Source organism: Cupriavidus sp. CuC1, assembly GCF_044627735.1.
GTDB classification, from domain to species: domain Bacteria; phylum Pseudomonadota; class Gammaproteobacteria; order Burkholderiales; family Burkholderiaceae; genus Cupriavidus; species Cupriavidus ulmosensis.
In genome coordinates this window covers 67,806-85,962 of sequence record NZ_JBIUHC010000010.1, presented here as the reverse complement: position 1 = coordinate 85,962, position 18,157 = coordinate 67,806, and the positions used below count along the sequence as shown (strand labels likewise).

General features: G+C 64.8%; 18 protein-coding genes. 5 read left to right on the top strand and 13 right to left on the bottom strand.

The window, feature by feature from the left end; translation table 11 throughout:
* Positions 1-101: 101 nt before the first annotated feature.
* From hutH to ACGLHR_RS06665, 6 genes are all read right to left on the bottom strand, one after another.
* Entirely contained in the window at positions 102-1,682 is a 1,581-nt protein-coding gene (gene hutH / locus ACGLHR_RS06690) for a histidine ammonia-lyase (RefSeq protein ID WP_400092792.1), read from the bottom strand.
* A gap of 76 nt (positions 1,683-1,758) precedes the next feature.
* A complete protein-coding gene (hutC, locus tag ACGLHR_RS06685; RefSeq protein ID WP_267604284.1) occupies positions 1,759-2,532 on the bottom strand; it encodes a histidine utilization repressor in 774 nt (257 codons plus the stop codon).
* A gap of 4 nt (positions 2,533-2,536) precedes the next feature.
* Positions 2,537-3,316 carry an ABC transporter ATP-binding protein gene (locus tag ACGLHR_RS06680; protein ID WP_318236978.1) on the bottom strand — a complete coding sequence of 260 codons (780 nt, stop codon included), beginning with the start codon at positions 3,314-3,316 and terminating at the stop codon, positions 2,537-2,539.
* Positions 3,313-4,185 (bottom strand): ABC transporter permease, encoded by an 873-nt coding sequence (locus ACGLHR_RS06675; protein WP_400092790.1) that lies wholly within the window; start codon positions 4,183-4,185, stop codon positions 3,313-3,315. Before ACGLHR_RS06675 ends, ACGLHR_RS06680 begins: the two co-directional genes overlap by 4 nt.
* Before the next feature lie 13 nt (positions 4,186-4,198).
* Entirely contained in the window at positions 4,199-5,170 is a 972-nt protein-coding gene (locus tag ACGLHR_RS06670; RefSeq protein ID WP_267604286.1) for an ABC transporter substrate-binding protein, read from the bottom strand.
* Positions 5,171-5,622: 452 nt separating this feature from the next.
* Positions 5,623-6,603 carry an NAD-dependent epimerase/dehydratase family protein gene (locus tag ACGLHR_RS06665; protein ID WP_400092789.1) on the bottom strand — a complete coding sequence of 327 codons (981 nt, stop codon included), beginning with the start codon at positions 6,601-6,603 and terminating at the stop codon, positions 5,623-5,625.
* A gap of 9 nt (positions 6,604-6,612) precedes the next feature.
* Here ACGLHR_RS06665 and ACGLHR_RS06660 point away from each other — a divergent pair, with 9 nt between their 5' ends.
* Complete coding sequence (locus ACGLHR_RS06660) at positions 6,613-7,686, top strand: CDP-6-deoxy-delta-3,4-glucoseen reductase (protein WP_318236982.1); 1,074 nt, start codon at positions 6,613-6,615, stop codon at positions 7,684-7,686.
* A gap of 263 nt (positions 7,687-7,949) precedes the next feature.
* Entirely contained in the window at positions 7,950-9,137 is a 1,188-nt protein-coding gene (locus tag ACGLHR_RS06655) for an acetylornithine transaminase (protein ID WP_400092787.1), read from the top strand.
* Positions 9,138-9,392: 255 nt separating this feature from the next.
* Here ACGLHR_RS06655 and ACGLHR_RS06650 read toward each other — a convergent pair whose 3' ends face one another.
* The 7 genes from ACGLHR_RS06650 to ACGLHR_RS06620 all read right to left on the bottom strand — a co-directional run bounded on the left by ACGLHR_RS06650 (position 9,393) and on the right by ACGLHR_RS06620 (position 16,594).
* Entirely contained in the window at positions 9,393-10,109 is a 717-nt protein-coding gene (locus tag ACGLHR_RS06650; RefSeq protein WP_400092785.1) for an ABC transporter ATP-binding protein, read from the bottom strand.
* 15 nt (positions 10,110-10,124) lie between these two features.
* Positions 10,125-10,901 carry an ABC transporter ATP-binding protein gene (locus tag ACGLHR_RS06645; RefSeq protein ID WP_400092784.1) on the bottom strand — a complete coding sequence of 259 codons (777 nt, stop codon included), beginning with the start codon at positions 10,899-10,901 and terminating at the stop codon, positions 10,125-10,127.
* A gap of 13 nt (positions 10,902-10,914) precedes the next feature.
* Positions 10,915-12,075 carry an ABC transporter ATP-binding protein gene (locus ACGLHR_RS06640; protein ID WP_400092782.1) on the bottom strand — a complete coding sequence of 387 codons (1,161 nt, stop codon included), beginning with the start codon at positions 12,073-12,075 and terminating at the stop codon, positions 10,915-10,917.
* A gap of 13 nt (positions 12,076-12,088) precedes the next feature.
* Positions 12,089-13,024, bottom strand: coding sequence for a branched-chain amino acid ABC transporter permease (locus tag ACGLHR_RS06635; protein WP_267604291.1), 936 nt, complete (start codon positions 13,022-13,024; stop codon positions 12,089-12,091).
* Between the two features lie 210 nt (positions 13,025-13,234).
* Positions 13,235-14,440: a branched-chain amino acid ABC transporter substrate-binding protein gene (locus ACGLHR_RS06630; RefSeq protein WP_400092780.1), complete on the bottom strand. Its 1,206-nt coding sequence runs from the start codon at positions 14,438-14,440 to the stop codon at positions 13,235-13,237.
* A gap of 644 nt (positions 14,441-15,084) precedes the next feature.
* Positions 15,085-16,047, bottom strand: a complete 963-nt coding sequence (gene ispH / locus ACGLHR_RS06625; RefSeq protein WP_400092778.1) for a 4-hydroxy-3-methylbut-2-enyl diphosphate reductase — start codon at positions 16,045-16,047, stop codon at positions 15,085-15,087.
* A gap of 49 nt (positions 16,048-16,096) precedes the next feature.
* On the bottom strand, positions 16,097-16,594 hold the full coding sequence (locus ACGLHR_RS06620) for a peptidylprolyl isomerase (RefSeq protein ID WP_267604293.1): 498 nt from the start codon (positions 16,592-16,594) through the stop codon (positions 16,097-16,099).
* 90 nt (positions 16,595-16,684) lie between these two features.
* On the opposite strand from ACGLHR_RS06620, the gene radC reads away from it, so the two are divergent.
* The 3 genes from radC to rpmG all read left to right on the top strand — a co-directional run bounded on the left by radC (position 16,685) and on the right by rpmG (position 17,977).
* Positions 16,685-17,359 carry a DNA repair protein RadC gene (radC, locus tag ACGLHR_RS06615; protein ID WP_400092776.1) on the top strand — a complete coding sequence of 225 codons (675 nt, stop codon included), beginning with the start codon at positions 16,685-16,687 and terminating at the stop codon, positions 17,357-17,359.
* Between the two features lie 200 nt (positions 17,360-17,559).
* Positions 17,560-17,793 (top strand): 50S ribosomal protein L28, encoded by a 234-nt coding sequence (gene rpmB, locus ACGLHR_RS06610; protein WP_006157507.1) that lies wholly within the window; start codon positions 17,560-17,562, stop codon positions 17,791-17,793.
* Positions 17,794-17,806: 13 nt separating this feature from the next.
* Positions 17,807-17,977: a 50S ribosomal protein L33 gene (rpmG, locus tag ACGLHR_RS06605; RefSeq protein WP_006157508.1), complete on the top strand. Its 171-nt coding sequence runs from the start codon at positions 17,807-17,809 to the stop codon at positions 17,975-17,977.
* Positions 17,978-18,157: the final 180 nt, after the last annotated feature.

The window sequence follows — 18,157 nt, the reverse complement described above, 5'->3', positions numbered from 1 at the left end:
TTTGCTCCCTCTCCCCTCACGGGGAGAGGGTTGGGGAGAGGGGCGGGTTCGGCTAGGAGCCACTGAAAGCGAAGCCAATGGTTTTGTCCAGCACGGCTGGCTTAGACCACGCCCGCCTGCGACGGCAACACCTGCCGCACGGCCTCCGGCCAGCCGGCGCCCGCATCGCCCTGTTGCACCCACTGCTTCATCGCTTCGATATCCGGCGCGAAGTAGCGGTCGCCCTCCACGAAGGCCACGCGCTCGCGGATGCGCGCAATCTCGGACTCGATCAGCGGCGAGGACTCCAGCGGGCGATGGAACTCGATGCCCTGCGCGGCGGCCATGGCTTCGATGCCGACCACCACGGCGGTGTTCTCCGCCATATCGCCCAGGCGGCGCGCACCAAAGGTGGCCATCGACACATGGTCCTCCTGGTTGGCCGAGGTCGGCAAGCTGTCCACGCTGGCGGGATGCGCCAGCGACTTGTTCTCGGAAGCCAGCGCCGCTGCGGTGACCTGCGCGATCATGAAGCCCGAATGCAGGCCGCCGTCGCGCACCAGGAACGGCGGCAGGCCGGACAGGCCGGTATCGAGCAGCAGCGCTAGGCGGCGCTCGGAGATCGCGCCGATCTCGGCGATGGCCAGCGCGATGATGTCGGCGGCGAACGCCACCGGCTCGGCGTGGAAGTTGCCGCCCGAGATCACGTCGCCCTGCTCCGGGAACACCAGCGGATTGTCGGACGCGGCATTGGCTTCGATCTGCAGCACGCGCGCGGCGTGTTGCAGGTTGTCCAGGCAGGCGCCCATCACCTGCGGCTGGCAGCGGATGGAGTACGGGTCCTGCACGCGGCCGCAGCTCACGTGCGAATCCACGATCCGGCTGCCATCCAGCAGCGCGCGCACGGCGCCGGCCACGGCAATCTGACCGGCCTGGCCGCGTGCGGCATGGATGCGCGCGTCGAAGGGTTTCACCGAGCCCTTGATGGCTTCCAGCGACAACGCGCCCGCCACGAGGCCAGCGGCAAAGATGTCCTCAGCGGCGAACAGGCCGGCCAGCGCCAGCGCGGTGGAAACCTGCGTGCCGTTGAGCAACGCCAGCCCTTCCTTGGGGCCCAGCGTGAACGGCGCCAGCCCGGCGTGAGCCAGACCCTCGGCCGCCGGACGGCGCACGCCGTCGATCATCACCTCGCCCACGCCGATCAGCGTGCACGACATATGCGCCAGCGGCGCGAGGTCGCCCGACGCGCCTACCGAGCCCTTGGCCGGAATGCACGGCGTGACGCCGGAGTTGGCCAGCGCCAGCAGCGCCTCGATGATCTCCGGGCGAATGCCCGAATGGCCGCGCGCCAGGCTCACGGCCTTGATCGCCAGGATCAGCCGCACGGTGTCGGCGGCAAGGTCGGCGCCGGTGCCCACGCTGTGCGACAGCACCAGGTTGCGCTGCAGTTCGGCCAGCTTGTCGTGCGGGATGCGCGTTTGCGCCAGCTTGCCGAAGCCGGTGTTGATGCCGTAGACCACGGCATCGGCGTCGATGATGTCCTGCACGGTGGCCTGGGACGCGCGCACGCCGGCCCAGGCGGATTCGTCCATCGCCAGGCGCACTTCGCCGCGATGGATGCGGCGCAGGTCGGCCAGCGTGACGGCGCCGGGCTGCAAGGTCAGCAGCGGGCGGGAAGTTTGGTTGGCTTGGGTGGCGCTCATTTGTATGTCCCTGTCTATACAGCCGGGTTCGTGAGTTGGCTGGTGGATCTGAAAAGACTAACGGCCCACGGCTGGTTCAGCCGAAGGCCGGGTTGCCATCGGCGCGGAATCGGCTGCCTAGGCGGTAACGGTTGCCTGGGTGCAGGCAACGTACAAAGGTAACGGGGGTGCCGCCCGTCCAGGTGCGGCGGGTCAGCAGCAGGCACGGCTGGGTAGCCGGCATTTCCAATTGGGTAGCCTGCTCCGCCGTGGCGGAGATGGCGTCGACCACATGCTCGATCTGGTCGTATGGCACGTGGCGCAGCAGGTATTCGCCAGGTTTGACCGCATCGGCGGCGGCGAAATCCTGGTTGATGAAGTCCGGCGCCACGCGCGGGTTCACATAGCGGTCTTCGAGCTGCACCGGCACGCCGTCCTCACGGTGCACGCATACGGAGTGGAACACCGATTCGCCGGTGCGCAGGTCCAGCGCTGCGGCTACCTCGATGGAGGCAGCCACGCGTTCCACCACCATGACGTCGCAGGCGTAGTCGTGGCCGCGCATGCGGATCTCGTCCTGCAGGTTGACCACGTTGAGCAGCGTCGACTGCGGCTTGTGTTCCGCCACGAACGTGCCCACGCCCGCCACGCGCACCACCCTGCCCTGCTCGGCCAGCTCGCGCAGAGCGCGGTTCACCGTCATGCGCGACACGCCAAAGCGGGTCACCAGCTCCTGCTCGGACGGCACGCGGTCACCCGGCTGCCATGCGCGGCTCTGGATATTGCGCGCGATGTACTCCTTGACCTGCTGGTAAAGCGCGGCGGGAGTGGCATCGGGAACGCCCCGGCGGTTGGCGGTGGCTGCTTTCATGGGCTCAGTGCTCGGCGGCGGCCATGGCCTCGGCGCGGATTTCCTCGGTCAGTACCGCCTTCAGTTCGGAGAACTCCGGCGAGGTCTTGATGGTGTAGTGGCGTGGGTGCGGGAAGTCAACATCGATCGTGCGCTTGATGCGGCCCGGCCGCGCCGAGAACACGGCAACGCGGTTGGCCATGAAGATGGCCTCGTCGATATCGTGCGTGACGAACAGCACGGTCTTGCGCGCGGCCTCCCAGATGCCCAGCAGCAGTTCCTGCATCAGCACGCGGGTCTGGTTGTCCAGCGCGCCAAAGGGCTCGTCCAGCAGCAGGATCTTGGGATCGTTGGCCAGCGCCCGGGCAATCGCCGTGCGCTGCTGCATGCCGCCCGAAAGCTGCTTGGGGAAATGGTGCTCGAAGCCGCGCAGGCCCACGCGCTGGATAAAGAAGTCGCTGCGCTCGCGCTGGTCGGCCTCGCTCATGCCGCGCTCGCGCAGGCCAAAGCGCACGTTCTGCTCGATGGTCAGCCATGGGAACAGCGTGTAGGACTGGAACACCATGCCGCGCTCCGCGCCCGGGCCGGTGACTTCCTGGCCGTCGAGCAGCACGCGCCCGGTGGTGGGCGTATCCAGCCCGGCGACGATGCGCAGCAGCGTGGACTTGCCGCAGCCCGACGGGCCGAGGATGGTGACGAAATCGTTGTCCGCCACTTCGAAATCGGTCGGCTGCAAGGCCAGGGTTTGGCCGCCGCGCGGATTGACGAAGGTCCGCGAGACCTGCTGGATGGACAGCGCGCTCATTTGATCGAACTCCACGGGAACAGGCGCTGGTTGGCCAGCTTGAATGCCAGGTCGGAGACCAGGCCGATGCAACCGATCACGATGATGCCGAAGATGATCTGCCCGGTGTTGAGCAGCGCCTGGCTGTCGGTGATCATGTGGCCGATGCCGGAGGACGAGCCGATCAGCTCGGCCACGATGACGTAGGTCCAGGCCCAGCCCAGCACCAGGCGCAAGATCTCGGCGATCTCGGGCGCGGCGCCCGGGATCAGCACGCGCCGCACGATGCCGCTGCTGTTGGCGCCCAGCGTGTAGGCCGCCTCCACCAGGTCGCGCCGCGCGCCGCCCACCGTCACCGCCACCATCAGCACGATCTGGAAGAACGAGCCGATAAAGATCACCAGCACCTTCTGTGCCTCGCCGATGCCCGCCCACAGGATCAGCAGCGGGATAAAGGCCGACGCCGGCAGGTAGCGGCAGAACGAGACGAAGGGCTCGAAGAACGCCTCCGCCGCCTTGTACGCGCCCATGAAGATGCCCAGCGGCACGGCCAGCGCGGCGGCCAGCACGAAGCCGCCCAGCACGCGCCATACCGTCATGCCGATATCGCCGATGAAGTTGTACTCGGTAAACAGCAGCACGCCTTCATGGGCCATGGTCATCGGGTCGGCCAGGAAGGTGCGCGGCACCATGCCACCCAGGGTCACCGCCGCCCACACGGCGAAAAACACCACGAAGAACGACAAACCCAGCACCCAGCGCGCGCGCTGGGTGACCGGCGCCAGCGGCGCCAGCCAGGGATGCCGGCGCGCGGGCGCCCGAGTCACCGCGGCGGGGGCGGGCTTTGTATCTGGATTCGCGGCGGGCGAACCAATGTGAACCTGCGTCATGGCACCAACCTCGTTACTTGATGAAGCGCGCGTCGTACAGCGCCGTTACGTCCGGCACCTGGCGGATCACGCCGATCTCCAGCAGCACCTGCGCCGCTTCCTTGCTGAAGCTGGCCAGCTCGCCGCCGAAGAACTTGCGGTTGGCGTCACGATCCTGCCAGCGCAGGTAGGCGGACGACTTGGCGAACTGCTCGCCGCTTTGCTTGACCGCCGCGCCCATGATGTCGTTGGCCTTGGCCGGGTCCTGCTTGATCATGTCGAGCGCTTCGAAGTAGCTATCGACCAGCGCTTGCGCGGCCTTGGGATTGTCCTTGAGCCACTTCGGCGCGCAGCCCAGCGTATCCATCACCATCGGGTAGTCCAGCGTGGTGGCCAGGATCTTGCCCTTGTCCGGGTTCTGGCGCACGGACGACAGATACGGCTCATACGTCATGGCAGCATCGTTCTGGCCCGAGACGAAGGCCTGCGCGGCGGCTTGCGGCGACAGCGTGGTGGTCTTCACGTCCTTCAGGCTCATGCCGTTCTTCTTGAGCATCCAGGCCAGGCCGAAGTAAGGCGCGGTGCCGGGCGCATCCACGCCGATGGTCTTGCCCTTGAGGTCGGCAAAGCCCTTGACGTCGCCGCGCACGGCCAGGCCGTCGGCGCCGTAGGACTTATCGAGCTGCACGATCTGGGTGATGGGCACGCCGTTGGCGTTCCAGGCCACATGGGTCTCGACCGTGGTGGCGGCGCACTGGATGGCGCCGGAGGCGAGTGCCAGGTGACGGTCCTTCTGCGGAATCATCTTGATGTCGACGTCGACACCGTGCTTCTTGAAGATGCCGGCTTTGTCGGCCAGCGTCAGCGGCGCGAAACCGGTCCAGCCGCTCATGCCCAGCGTGACCTGCGTGGCTTGCGCTTGCGCGGTGCCTGCGGCACCCAGCGTGGCGACGACTGCTGCAACGGCGACGGCTAGCGACTTACCGCTACGGATACGAAATCCCATCTTCCTGGCTCCTTTGGTGTGATGCGAACGGGGCCGCGCCAGCGTTGGCGGCAGCCGGATCGCCCGGCGGGCGGCGCCGTACTTGCAGCGCCGGTCATTTGCCAGGCAATTTAGCAACCCTGTATATACAAGTCAATGCAGTAGTTAACCCGAGGCGAAGCGCGGAACTGGCGTGGCCGGCACTTACGTACCGCCCAGCCTGGAACAGCGGGAAACAAGCACGTTACGCCATTGGGCCAGGTGCTCGCCAATGGCCGCCAATGCCCATTGAGGGCGCATCCGGCACATGTCGCTTTCGCCTCTGCGCACCAGATCTGCGCATCGCCACGCCGGCTACATCACTTGCTGTCTATACAGGATCGAGCGGCAACACCAATGCAAACGGCGTGCCACCGCACGGTGGAGGGATGAGGAAAGAAAGCGCTCCCGGCAGACGCCGGGAGCAGCTGAATTCAGGCGTCGAAAAAGGACGCCACGGTGGGATAGCGCAGCCGCAGGCGCAGCTCGCGTTTGAGACGGGCGTTCTCCAGCCGGCGCGATTCGCTCATGAAGCTGAGCAGGGTCGGCTCCACGGCCTCGCGCAACTGCGCGCGGGCGAGGCGCGGCGGCCGGGGCAGCCCGCGGCGGTCGGCCACCAGGTCGAAGTAGTCGGCCATGCGCATTTCCGAATCGTCGCTGGCGTGCACCACCCGCTGCGCGCGGCCGCGGAACAGCGACGCCACCATGGTGCGGGCCAGGTCCAGCGCATGGATGTGGTTGGTATAGACATCGTCCTGCGGCGCCAGCGCCGGCGTGCCCTTGGCCAGGCGGGCCAGCGGCAGCCGGTCTTCGGCATAGATGCCGGGGATGCGCACGATGGAAGCACGCCAGCCGGCATGGCGCCCAAAGTCCCGCACGGCCTGCTCGGCCGCCACGCGGCGCCGGGCGCGCGCGGTTTGCGGGCGCACCGCCTGCGATTCCGCCAGCCTGGCGCCGCCGCGATCGCCATATACGCCCGAGGTGCTGGCGTAGACAAACGCTGGCGCCGCGGCACTTCGGCCGGACCTGCCGTTGCCCCGGTCGGGTAGAATAGCGGGCTTGGCAAACCATCCGCCAGGCCGTGCGGCGCAGCGCCGCCAGGCACCACGCCGCAAGGCGCGCAGCAGCGCCAACGTGCGGGGATCGCCCTCGCCGCGGGACGGCGGCGGCGCCAGGTGCAGCACCCTGTCGGCCAGCCCGGCCAGGCGCGCCAGCGTGGCGGGCCGGTCCAGGTCGGCCACCAGCGGCACGGCGCCGTTGTCCCGCAGCACCGTGCGGCGGGACGGCTGCGAAGTGATGGCAAAGACGCGCCAGCGCGTCGATAGAATACGCAGGCAACGCGTGCCCACATCCCCACAGCCAACGATGAGTAGGCGCGGGCGACCCAGGCGGCGTCGCGACAGATTTTTGCTCATAGAGTGATTATGGCTTATCAAGTTACCGTCATGCCCAGCGGCCGCACGTTCGAAGCGGCCGCGGATGAAACCATCCTTACCGCGGCCCTGCGCCACAGCATTGGCCTGCCCTACGGCTGCAAGAACGGCGCATGCGGATCCTGCAAGGGCCGTGTCACCGCTGGCGGCATCGAGCAGGGCGATCACGCACTTTCCGCGCTGTCCGCGCAGGAAAAGACCGAGGGCCGCGCGCTGTTCTGCTGCGCCAAGCCCACCTCGGACATCACCATCGAATGCCGCGAGGTGCAAGGTGCCGGCGACATCCCGATCAAGAAGGTGCCGTGCCGCGTCGCCACGCTGGAACGCGTGGCCGACGACGTCGTCGTTGCGCGCCTGCAGTTGCCCGCCACCGAGCGCATGCAGTTCCTGGCCGGCCAGTATGTCGAGTTCCTGCTGCGCGACGGCAAGCGCCGCAGCTACTCCATCGCCACGCCGCCGCACCAGGAAGGCCCGATCGAGCTGCACATCCGCCATATGCCCGGCGGCACCTTCACCGACTACGTGTTCGGCGCCAGGGACGGCCAGCCGGCCATGAAGGAGCGCGACATCCTGCGCTTCGAAGGCCCGCTCGGCAGCTTCTTCCTGCGTGAAGACTCCGACAAGCCCATCATCCTGCTGGCCTCCGGCACCGGCTTCGCGCCGATCAAGGCCATCGTGGAGCATGCGGTCTACACCGGCATCACCCGCCCGATGACGCTGTACTGGGGCGGCCGCCGCCCGCGCGATCTGTATATGCACGCGCTGTGCGAGCAGTGGGCGCGCGAGTTGCCCAACTTCCGCTACGTGCCGGTGGTCTCCAACGCCCACGACAGCGACGACTGGGGCGGGCGCACCGGTTTTGTCCACGAGGCCGTGATGGAGGACCATCCCGACCTGTCCGGCTTCGAGGTCTACGCCTGCGGCGCGCCGGTGATGATCAATGCCGCGCGCAAGGACTTTTCCCTGCGTTGCGACCTGCACGAGGATGCCTTCTTCGCCGACTCGTTCACGTCGGAAGCGGACATGCATCCGGCAGGTTCGGTACCGCCGGCACCGGCGGCCTGAGCGCCACCCGGTCCGTTCCTACGTTACAACAATGCCCGGCCCCGCCAAAATTCGTTTTGACAGCCGGGCGCCTGGGCCTTATATTGGCCGCCATGAACTACGCTATCAACCGACGCAGCTACCGTACGTTGCTCCCCACCGGGGTGCCTCGCGGCTGACCGTCCATAGCTTCTGTTCAGGTCAACAAGCCACGGGCAATCCCCGTGGCTTTTTGTTTTTCTGCTCTCCTCCCCCCTGTTTCACGCCGACCCCTGGAGTCCGCCATGGCATTTGCTGAGTACCCCGTCCAATCCCTGATGTACATCACCAACCGGCCCGAGCTCGTCTTTACCGAAGGCAAGGGCTCGTGGCTCACGGACCATAACGGCAAGCGATACCTGGACTTCGTGCAAGGCTGGGCGGTCAACTGCCTGGGGCACTCCAACCAGGCCATGATCGATGCGCTGGTGGCACAGTCGCAAAAGCTGTTCAACCCGAGCCCGGCGTTCTACAACGAACCCATGCTCAAGCTGGCCAAGCAGCTCACCGACGCCAGCTGCTTCGACAAGGTGTTCTTCGCCAACAGCGGCGCGGAAGCCAATGAAGGCGCGATCAAGCTGGCGCGCAAATGGGGCCGCAAGCACAAGAACGGCGCGTTCGAGATCATCACCATGGACCACAGCTTCCACGGCCGCACGCTCGCCACCATGAGCGCGTCGGGCAAGGCCGGCTGGGACACCATCTTCGCACCACAGGTGCCGGGCTTCCCCAAGGCCGAGCTGAACGACCTGGCCTCGGTCGAGAAGCTGATCAACGACAAGACCGTGGCCATCATGCTGGAGCCGGTGCAGGGCGAAGGCGGCGTGATCCCCGCCTCGCGCGAATTCATGCAAGGCCTGCGCAAGCTGGCCGACCAGCACAAGCTGCTGTTCATCGTCGACGAAGTGCAGACCGGCTGCGGGCGCTGCGGCACCATGTTCGCCTATGAGCTGTCGGGCGTGGAGCCGGACATCATGACGCTGGGCAAGGGCATTGGCGGCGGCGTGCCGCTGGCAGCCCTGCTGTGCAAGGCCGAAGTCGCCAGCTTCGAAGCCGGCGACCAGGGCGGCACCTACAACGGCAACCCGGTGATGACGGCCGTCGGCAGCGCCGTAATCTCGCAGCTGACCTCGCCCGGCTTCCTGCAAAGCGTGCAAGAAAAAGGCGCCTACCTGCGCGAGCAGCTGCTGGCGCTGTCGTCGGAGTTCGGCCTGGGCGGCGAACGCGGCGAAGGCCTGCTGCGCGCGCTGGTGCTGAGCAAGGACATCGGCCCGCAACTGGTGGAAGAAGCACGCGACATGCAGCCGCAAGGCCTGCTGCTGAATTCGCCGCGCCCCAACCTGCTGCGCTTCATGCCCGCGCTGAACGTGACCACGGAAGAGATCGACCTGATGATCGGCAATCTGCGCACGCTGCTGAAGAAGCTGGCCTGATAGCGGTCCGCTCGCAATAAAAAAAAAGCCTGGCGCAAGAATGCGCCGGGCTTTTTTCTTTGATGCGGCGAAAGACCCCTCGCCGCATAACGGGAGATTCAAACCTTCACGGCTACACCGAATGGTTCTCTATTCCCGCCGGGTTGCTCCCCTCTCCCCCTGAGGGGAGAGGGAGAGACAGCCGTCGTCATAGCGAGTGGTTTTGGCCCATACGGCGGCTTCGGCCAACGCATCGAAGGCCTTATCCAGGCAATCTCACTCGCCCAGGTACGCCGCCCTCACCTTTGGATCGTCCAGCATCTGCTTGGCGTCGCCGCTCATGGTGACCAGGCCCGACTCCATCACATAGCCGCGGTGCGCGGCCTGCAGTGCCAGCCGCGCGTTCTGCTCGACCAGCAGCACCGTCACGCCCAGCGCGGAGACGTCGCGCACCACCTCGAAGATCTTCGCCACCATGATCGGCGACAGGCCCATCGAGGGTTCGTCCAGCAGCAGCAGCTTGGGCTGGCTCATCAGCGCGCGCGCCATGGCCAGCATCTGCTGCTCGCCGCCCGACATGGTGCCGGCCAGCTGGTTGGCACGCTCCTTCAGGCGCGGGAAGATGCCGAACATGCGATCGATGTCGGCCTTGATGCCGGCCTCGTCGATCCGCGTGTAGGCGCCCATCTGCAGGTTCTCGGTGATGGTCATGCGCGCGAACACGCCGCGCCCTTCCGGCACCATCGCCAGGCCCTGCTTGAGCAGCGTGTAGCTGGGCACGCCCTTGATGGACTTGCCCATGTACTCCACGTCACCGCCAGCCCAGCCCTGCAGGCCGGTGATGGCCTTCATGGTGGTGGTCTTGCCGGCGCCATTGGCGCCGATCAGCGTGACCAGTTCACCTTCCTTGATTTCGAGGTCAATGCCCTTGACCGCCTGGATGCCGCCGTACGCGACCTTCAGGCCGGATATCTTCAGTAGTGTTTCTTTCATTGTGTCTTTCCCCCGTCAGTGCGCCGGGGTACCGAGGTAAGCCTCGATCACCGCTGGATTGCTCTGGACTTCATGCGGCAGGCCTTGCGCGATGACCTTGCCGTAGTCAAGCACGGTCATGCGGTTGCACAGGCCCATCACCAGCTTCACGTCGTGCTCGATCAGCAGGATGGTCTTGCCATCGCTGCGGATCTTGTCGAGCAGGCCGCGCAGCTCCACTTTCTCGGTGGCGTTCATGCCGGCGGCGGGTTCGTCCAGCGCCAGCAGCTTGGGCTCGGTGGCGAGCGCCCGCGCGATTTCCAGGCGGCGCTGGTGGCCGTACGACAGGTTGCGCGAGGTGAAGTGGGCGTACTTGCCGATGCCCACGTACTCGAGCAGGTCGTGCGCCCAGTCTTCCACCGAGTGTTCTTCACGCCGGACCGAAGGCGGGCGGAACACCGCACCTAACAGGCCAGCCTTGGTACGCACGTGCCGGCCCACCATCACGTTCTCCAGCGCGGTCATTTCGCCAAACAGGCGGATGTTCTGGAAGGTGCGGGCGATGCCGGCCTTGGCGACTTCGTGCACGGCGGTCGGCTGGTAGGCCTTCCCACCCAGCACGAACTCGCCGGAGTCCGGCGTGTACAGGCCGGTGATGACGTTGAAGAAGGTGGTCTTGCCGGCCCCGTTGGGACCAATCAGGCCGTAGATTTCGCCCGGCTGGATCTGCAGGCCCACATCGGACAATGCCTGCAGGCCGCCGAATCGCTTGTTGACCCCCTGTACCGACAGGAGGAGATTCTCGTTGCTCATGATGTCCTCCTGGTCAGAAACGGCCAACGCTGCCCGGGCGGCGGATCACCGGCCGGTCTTCCTTGCGCGGCGACGGCCACAGGCCTGCCGGGCGATACAGCATCACGCCAACCAGGGCCAGCCCGAACAGCAGCTGGCGCAGCACTTCGGCGTCAACGATGGTATGGCCGAAGATCATGTTCTGCGCCGGTTCCGCCACGGCACGCAGCAGTTCCTGGAAACCCACCAGCAGGACACCGCCGAGTATCACGCCAGGGATATGGCCCATGCCGCCCAGCACCACGATGGCGAGAATGTAGATGGACTCCCACAGCACGAACGACTCGGGCGAGACAAAGCCCTGGAAGGCGCCAAACACGGCACCCGACGCACCACCGAACGACGCGCCCATGGCGAACGCCAGCAGCTTGATGTTGCGGGTGTTGATGCCCATGGCCTTGGCAGCGATCTCGTCCTCGCGGATGGCCACGAAGGCGCGGCCGATGCGCGAGTTCTGCAGCCGCAGGCAGATGAACACGATGGCGATCACCAGCACCACCAGCAGGTAGTAGTACATGAACACCGGCGTGAACTTCAGCCCGAAGATCTCGTGCGTCTTGGAGAAATTGAAGCCGAAGATGTGGACCGGGTCCACCGCGGTGATCCCCTTGGGACCGTTGGTGATGTTGAGCGGGCGGTCGAGGTTGTTCAGGAAGATCCGGATGATCTCGCCGAAGCCCAGGGTCACGATGGCGAGGTAATCGCCACGCAGCTTGAGCGTAGGCGCACCCAGCAACACGCCGAACGTGGCGGCCACGAGAATCGCCAGCGGCAGCACGAACCACATGGACACGTGCAGGCCATGGGGGAAAAGCTGGTGGATCCACTCGAACTGGTTGGCCAGGTGGGGCGAGCCCAGCAAGGCCATCATGTACGCGCCGACGGCATAGAAGGCGATGTAGCCCAGGTCGAGCAGGCCGGCAAAGCCCACCACGATGTTCAGGCCAAGCGCCAGCATGATGTAGATCAGCGCGAAGTCGAGCACGCGCACCCAGTAGTTGCCGCCCAGCGTCTGCACCAGGAACGGCGCGCACAGGGCGATGACCAGGAAGCCAAGCAACGCGGCCATGGTCTTGGCTGGCGTCTTGGTCAGCGGCGCAGCCTGCGCCGCCGAGGATGGAATCGGGGTGTTCATGGATTCTCTCTCCTTAGGCGCGTTCGGAAACCCGCTCGCCCATGATGCCGGACGGACGGAAGACAAGGACGGTGATCAGCACGATAAAGGCGAACACGTCCTGGTAGTTGGAGCCAAATATGCCACCCGTGAGATCGCCGATGTAGCCGGCGCCCAGGGCTTCGATCAAGCCCAGCAGCATGCCGCCGACCATGGCGCCCGCCAGGTTGCCGATGCCGCCCAGCACCGCGGCGGTGAACGCCTTCAGGCCCGGGATGAAGCCCATGTAGAAGTGGGCGTTGCCGTAGTTGGTGGCCATCATCACGCCGGCCAGCGCTGCCAGCGCGGCGCCGATCATGAAGGTGGCCGAGATGACGAAGTTCGGGTTCACGCCCATCAGCCCCGCTACCTTCTGGTTCTCGGCGGTGGCGCGCATCGCGCGGCCGAGCTTGGTGCGGTTGACCAGGGTCAGCAGGCCCGCCATCACCATCAGCGCCATGCCGATGATGACGATTTCCTTGCCCGTGATGGTGGCGCCGGTCGAGCCGATATCGATCGGCGACGAGGGCAGCAGCTGCGGGAAGGTCAGCGGGTTGCGCGACCAGATCAGCATGCCCATCGTCTGGAGGATGATGGACACGCCGATGGCGGTGATCAGCGGGGCCAGCCGCGGCGCGTTGCGCAACGGCCGGTAGGCCACCCGCTCGATGGTGTAGGCCAGCACGGCGCAGACCGGCATGGCGATCAGCGTGGCGATCACCAGCGTGAGCCACTCCGGCAAGCCGGGGAAGAATTTCTGCAAGCCAAGTATGGCTGACAGGGCGGTCAGGGCGCCGATCATCAGCACGTCGCCGTGGGCGAAGTTGATGATCCCGAGAATGCCGTAGACCATGGTGTAGCCGAGTGCGATCAGCGCATAGATGCTGCCGAGCACCAGACCGTTCACGATCTGCTGGATAAGGATATCCATGAAAACTCCTTGCTTCCGTCCAAATTCCCTCGGCATGGTGTGGATGCCGGGGGGACGTTGATATGTTGGGTGGTTTGGTAGTGTCGTTTTCTGCTGGTAAGCGGCCTGCCTACTCCACCCATGGTAAGGATGCTGCATGTATGGCAAGGCTAAAAAAACGGCACCGCAACATACTCGCGGTGCCGTTCGGATGGGCCGGTAAGCCCCGGATTACATCTTCACGACGTCAAGGACGGTCTTCTTCTTGTCCTTGTACTCGTACAACGTGATGGTGCCTTCCTTCATGTCGCCCTTTTCATCGAAGGCGATGTTGCCGATCAGGCCCTTGTAGTTGGTCTTGGGCATTTCGGCCAGGATGGCCGCCGGCTCGGTCGAGTTGGCGCGCTTCATGGCGTCAACGACGACCATGACGGCGTCATAGGTGAACGGTGCGTAGATCTGCACCGGCGCACTGAAGCGAGCCTGGTAGCGCTTGTCGAAATCCGCGCCCTGCTCCATCTTGGACAGTGCCAGACCGGCTTCCGAGCAGATGATGTTGGACACGGCATCGCCGGCCAGCTCAGCCACCTTGTCGGTACAGACGCCATCGCCGCCAACGATCTTGGAGCTGATGCCGAGTTCCTTGGCCTGCTTGGCGAATGGGCCGCCGGTGGCGTCCATGCCGCCGTACATGATCACGTCCGGCTTCTTGCCCTTGATCTTGGTCAGAATGGCCTTGAAGTCGGTGGCCTTGTCGTTGGTGGCTTCACGTGCCACCACGTTCACGCCGGACGCCTTGGCGGTCTTCTCGAACTCGTCGGCCAGGCCCTTGCCGTAGGCGGTGGCATCGTCGACGATGGCCACGGTCTTGGCGTGCAGGCTCTTGGTGGCGTAGTTGGCCAGTGCCGGGCCCTGCTGGGCGTCGGTGGCCACCACGCGGAACGTGGTCTTGAAGCCTTGCTTGGTGTAGTCGGGGTTGGTCGACGACGGCGAGATCTGCACGATGCCGGCATCGCTATAGATCTTGGAGGCCGGAATCGATACGCCCGAGTTCAGGTGGCCAACCACTGCCACGACCTTGGCGTCCACCAGCTTCTGCGCCACGGCGGTGCCCGTCTTCGGGTCGCCCGCGTCGTCTTCGCCGAGCAGCTCCAGCTTGATCTTCTTGCCGTTGATCTCCAGGCCGGTCTTGTTGACTTCCTCCACGGCCAGGCGGGCGCCGTTTTCGTTGTCCTTGCCAAGGTGAGCGATACCGCCGGTCAGCGGTGCAGCATGGCCGATCTTGACTACGACATCGCCACTGCCTGCTGCCGGCGCGGTCGCCGCGGCAGGTGCCGATGCTGCCGCATCAGCGGGCTTTTCTTCTTTCTTGCCGCAAGCAGTAACCAGCGCCACTGCGGCTGCGATCGGCAGAATCTTGGCAAACGTGATTTGCATGAGTGATCTCCTAGGATTCACATGATCAGGGTAAACCAACGCCCCCCGGACGTTTCCCCTGAACCGCCATAGTTTAGTTTCAATTTGAAACGCGCGAATTGTATTCCCTTTTTAAACGGATGCAATATGCGACGCAACAACCTGAAGGATTAACCCACCAAATGAGCTAGGGAATTTCCCCAATGCGCGCATTGGGGCAATTCCCGCCTACATGGAGGCTAGCCGTTGGTACTAACAAGATTCGTGCCTACCGCGTGCCACAGGGTGGCTTTGCTGCTTGCAAGTCACTCCGGCGGGCCGCGTATTAAATAGGTGTTTCATTTAATATCAACCGGCTCATTCAAATACGAGGAACGAGTGCCCCGGCACCATAATAGGGAAATCCCCAATTACAGGGATTTCCCTTATTTGTCTTTTTAGACAGACAGGTATAAGGCCGTTCGCACCGGGCTTGTGCATTATCCAAGGGATAGCAGGCAATATAGGGTGCTATATCTTGGTGCAACCCTGGCGAGACAATGGTGCGCAACGACGTGCAACCGGTGCGACGGAGGGGTGCCTGCCGAGCGCAAGCGGCAGCGCAAAAAGCAACGGCCCGCGAGAGCGGGCCGTCTTGCCAGGCAATCAGGTGTGGATCACGCTGATCAGGCGGGCGTGACCTGTTGCAGGCCGCGCGGCAAGGGAAACGACATCTTCTCCTCGATCCCTTCCAGCGCGCGCACGTTGCGCGCACCCAGCAGGTGCAGGCGCGCGACGATGGCCTGTGCCAGCGCCTCGGGGGCGGAGGCGCCGGCGGTCAGGCCGATGCGGCGCTTGCCCGCGATCCATTCCGGCTGGAGCTGATCGGGCGAATCGATCATGTAGGCCGGCACGCCCAGGCGCTGCGCGAGCTCGCGCAAGCGGTTGGAGTTGGAGCTGTTGGGGCTGCCCACCACGATCACCACCTCCACCTGGGGTGCCATGAACTTCACGGCATCCTGGCGGTTCTGGGTGGCATAGCAGATGTCTTGCTTCTTGGGCTCGCGGATCAGCGGGAAGCGCGCCTTGAGCGCGGCGACGATCTCCAGCGTTTCGTCCACCGAGAGCGTGGTCTGGGTCACGAATGCCAGGCGCTCGGGATCGGCCACGTGCAGCTTGGCGACATCCGCGGAGGACTCGACCAGCAGCATGCCGCCTTCAGCCTGCCCCATGGTGCCCTCGACTTCAGGATGGCCCTTGTGCCCGATCATGATGATCTCGCAGCCCTCGGTGCGCATCTTGCCGACTTCCACGTGCACCTTGGTCACCAGCGGGCAGGTGGCATCGAACACGTTCAGGCCGCGCACGGCGGCATCGGCGCGCACTTCCTTGGAGACGCCATGCGCACTGAAGATCACAGTCGACCCGGGCGGCACTTCCTCGAGCTCCTGCACGAAGACCGCGCCCTTGCGGCGCAGGTCTTCCACCACATAGGCGTTGTGGACGATTTCGTGGCGCACGTAGATCGGCGCGCCGTAGCGTGCAAGGGCGCGCTCGACGATCTCGATGGCGCGATCCACGCCGGCGCAAAAGCCGCGCGGCTGCGCCATCAGGATCTCGGCATCGGGGGCTGTGGTGGGTTCAGACATGCAAGGATTCGACTCATGGGTGCCGGCACGAGGCCGGCCGGTGGTCTGCTTAGAGAATGCCGATCAGTTGGACATCGAACAGGATGGTCTGTCCGGCCAGCGGGTGGTTGAAATCGAACAGCGCCGACGTCGTGCCGATCTCCTTGAGCACACCGGCGTACTTACCGCCGCCGGGCGCATTGAACTCAACCAGGTCGCCCGGGGCGTAGTCCTCTTCAAACGAAGAGTTCTCGCGCAGCGTCGCCAGCGAAACCCGTTGCAGCAACTCGGGGTTGCGCGGGCCGAAGGCATGCTCCGGCGCCAGCCGGTAAGTCATGCGCTCGCCCTCCGGCATGCCCAGCAGCGCCTGCTCCAGTGTAGGCGCGAACTGGCCTTGTCCGAGCAGCAGCGTGGCGGGCTTCTCCGCGAAGGTACTGACGATCTCAGTGCCGTTCTCCATGGAGATGCTGTAGTGAAGGGTCAGGAAGGAGTCCGCCTGCACGGTCTTGCGGCCATCCACGGTGCCGTCCCCGTCCTTCGGGCCGGAAGCAAAAGTTTGCAAAGTCATAGGTGCTCAACCAGTCAACAACCCGTATTGTAAGCGACTCGACCGAGCGCCGCCTTGTCCGCGGTGCCATTGTTCCGAGGGGATCGTGCCATGCGCATTACCGATTGGCCCAGCAATGAGCGGCCACGCGAGAAACTCCTCAGCGGCGGGGCCGCTACGCTCTCAGATGCCGAACTGCTCGCCGTATTCCTGCGCGTGGGCGTGGCGGGTAAAAGTGCCATTGACATCGCCCGGGAGCTGCTGAATGATTTCGGCACGCTCAGCGGCCTGTTTGCGGCCGACGCGGGGCAACTGGCCCGCGTCAAGGGCGTTGGCGGCGCCAAGTACGCGCAGTTGCAGGCGGCCCGTGAGCTGACGCGGCGAGCGCTGGGCGAACAGCTGCAACTGCCCGGGGCACTGGATTCCCCCACGGCGGTGCGCGACTATCTGCGCCTGTCACTGGCGGGGCTGGGCCACGAAGTGTTCCTGTGCCTGTTCCTGGACGCCCGCAACCGCCTGCTGGCCAGCGAGGAGCTGTTTCGCGGCACGCTGACCCAGACCAGCGTCTATCCCCGAGAAGTAGCCCGAAAGGCACTTACACATAACGCCGCGGCGGTCATCGTCGCGCACAACCACCCGTCCGGCAACACCACGCCCAGCGCCGCGGATCTTGCCATGACCCGCGCGTTGACCCGCTCGCTGGCCCTGATCGACGTGCAAGTTCTTGACCATTTCATCGTCGCAGGTAGTAACATCCACTCCTTCGCCGAACACGGCCAGCTGTGATGCAAGATGCGATGCGCGTTGTGATGCGCACCGCACGGATGCACACCCCTGAACGGTAAACGAGAGAAGGCATTGATTCATCAGTGCTTTCCGTTCTATAATGTTCGTTTGCTGAAGTCTCAACCGCTGCAGTCCGGGCCAGCGCGCCTTTTGTTGATCTGTTGCGAACATTGTCCACGTAGAAGAGTTAGGAGTGCTTCATGGCACGCGTCTGTCAAGTGACCGGGAAAGCGCCGATGGTCGGCAACAACGTTTCCCACGCAAACAACAAGACCAAGCGTCGTTTTCTGCCCAACCTGCAGAATCGTCGTTTCTTTGTTGAATCGGAAAACCGCTGGGTGAGCCTGCGCGTCTCGAACGCCGGCCTGCGCCTGATCGACAAGAAAGGCATCGACACCGTGCTCGTGGATCTGCGCGCACGTGGCGAAGTCTAATTAGGAGCACATCATGGCCAGCAAAGGCGGACGCGATAAAATCAAGTTGGAGTCGACTGCAGGTACGGGTCACTTCTACACGACCACCAAGAACAAGCGCACGATGCCGGAAAAGATGGAGATCATGAAGTTCGATCCCGTCGCCCGCAAGCACGTGTCGTACAAGGAAACCAAGATCAAGTAATTGATCCTGTGCTCCTCATGCCGATCGCGCGGCATGTCGGTAGAAACCCCGCCCAGGCGGGGTTTTTGCTTTTTCGGGCCGCAAACGCCGCATTGCGCAGCCGACGCCTCTAGATGCCCTGCCCCACACTGCTTGCCTGCCCACGCGAGCCCGCTGGCGGTGTACACTTTCCAGCTTTCC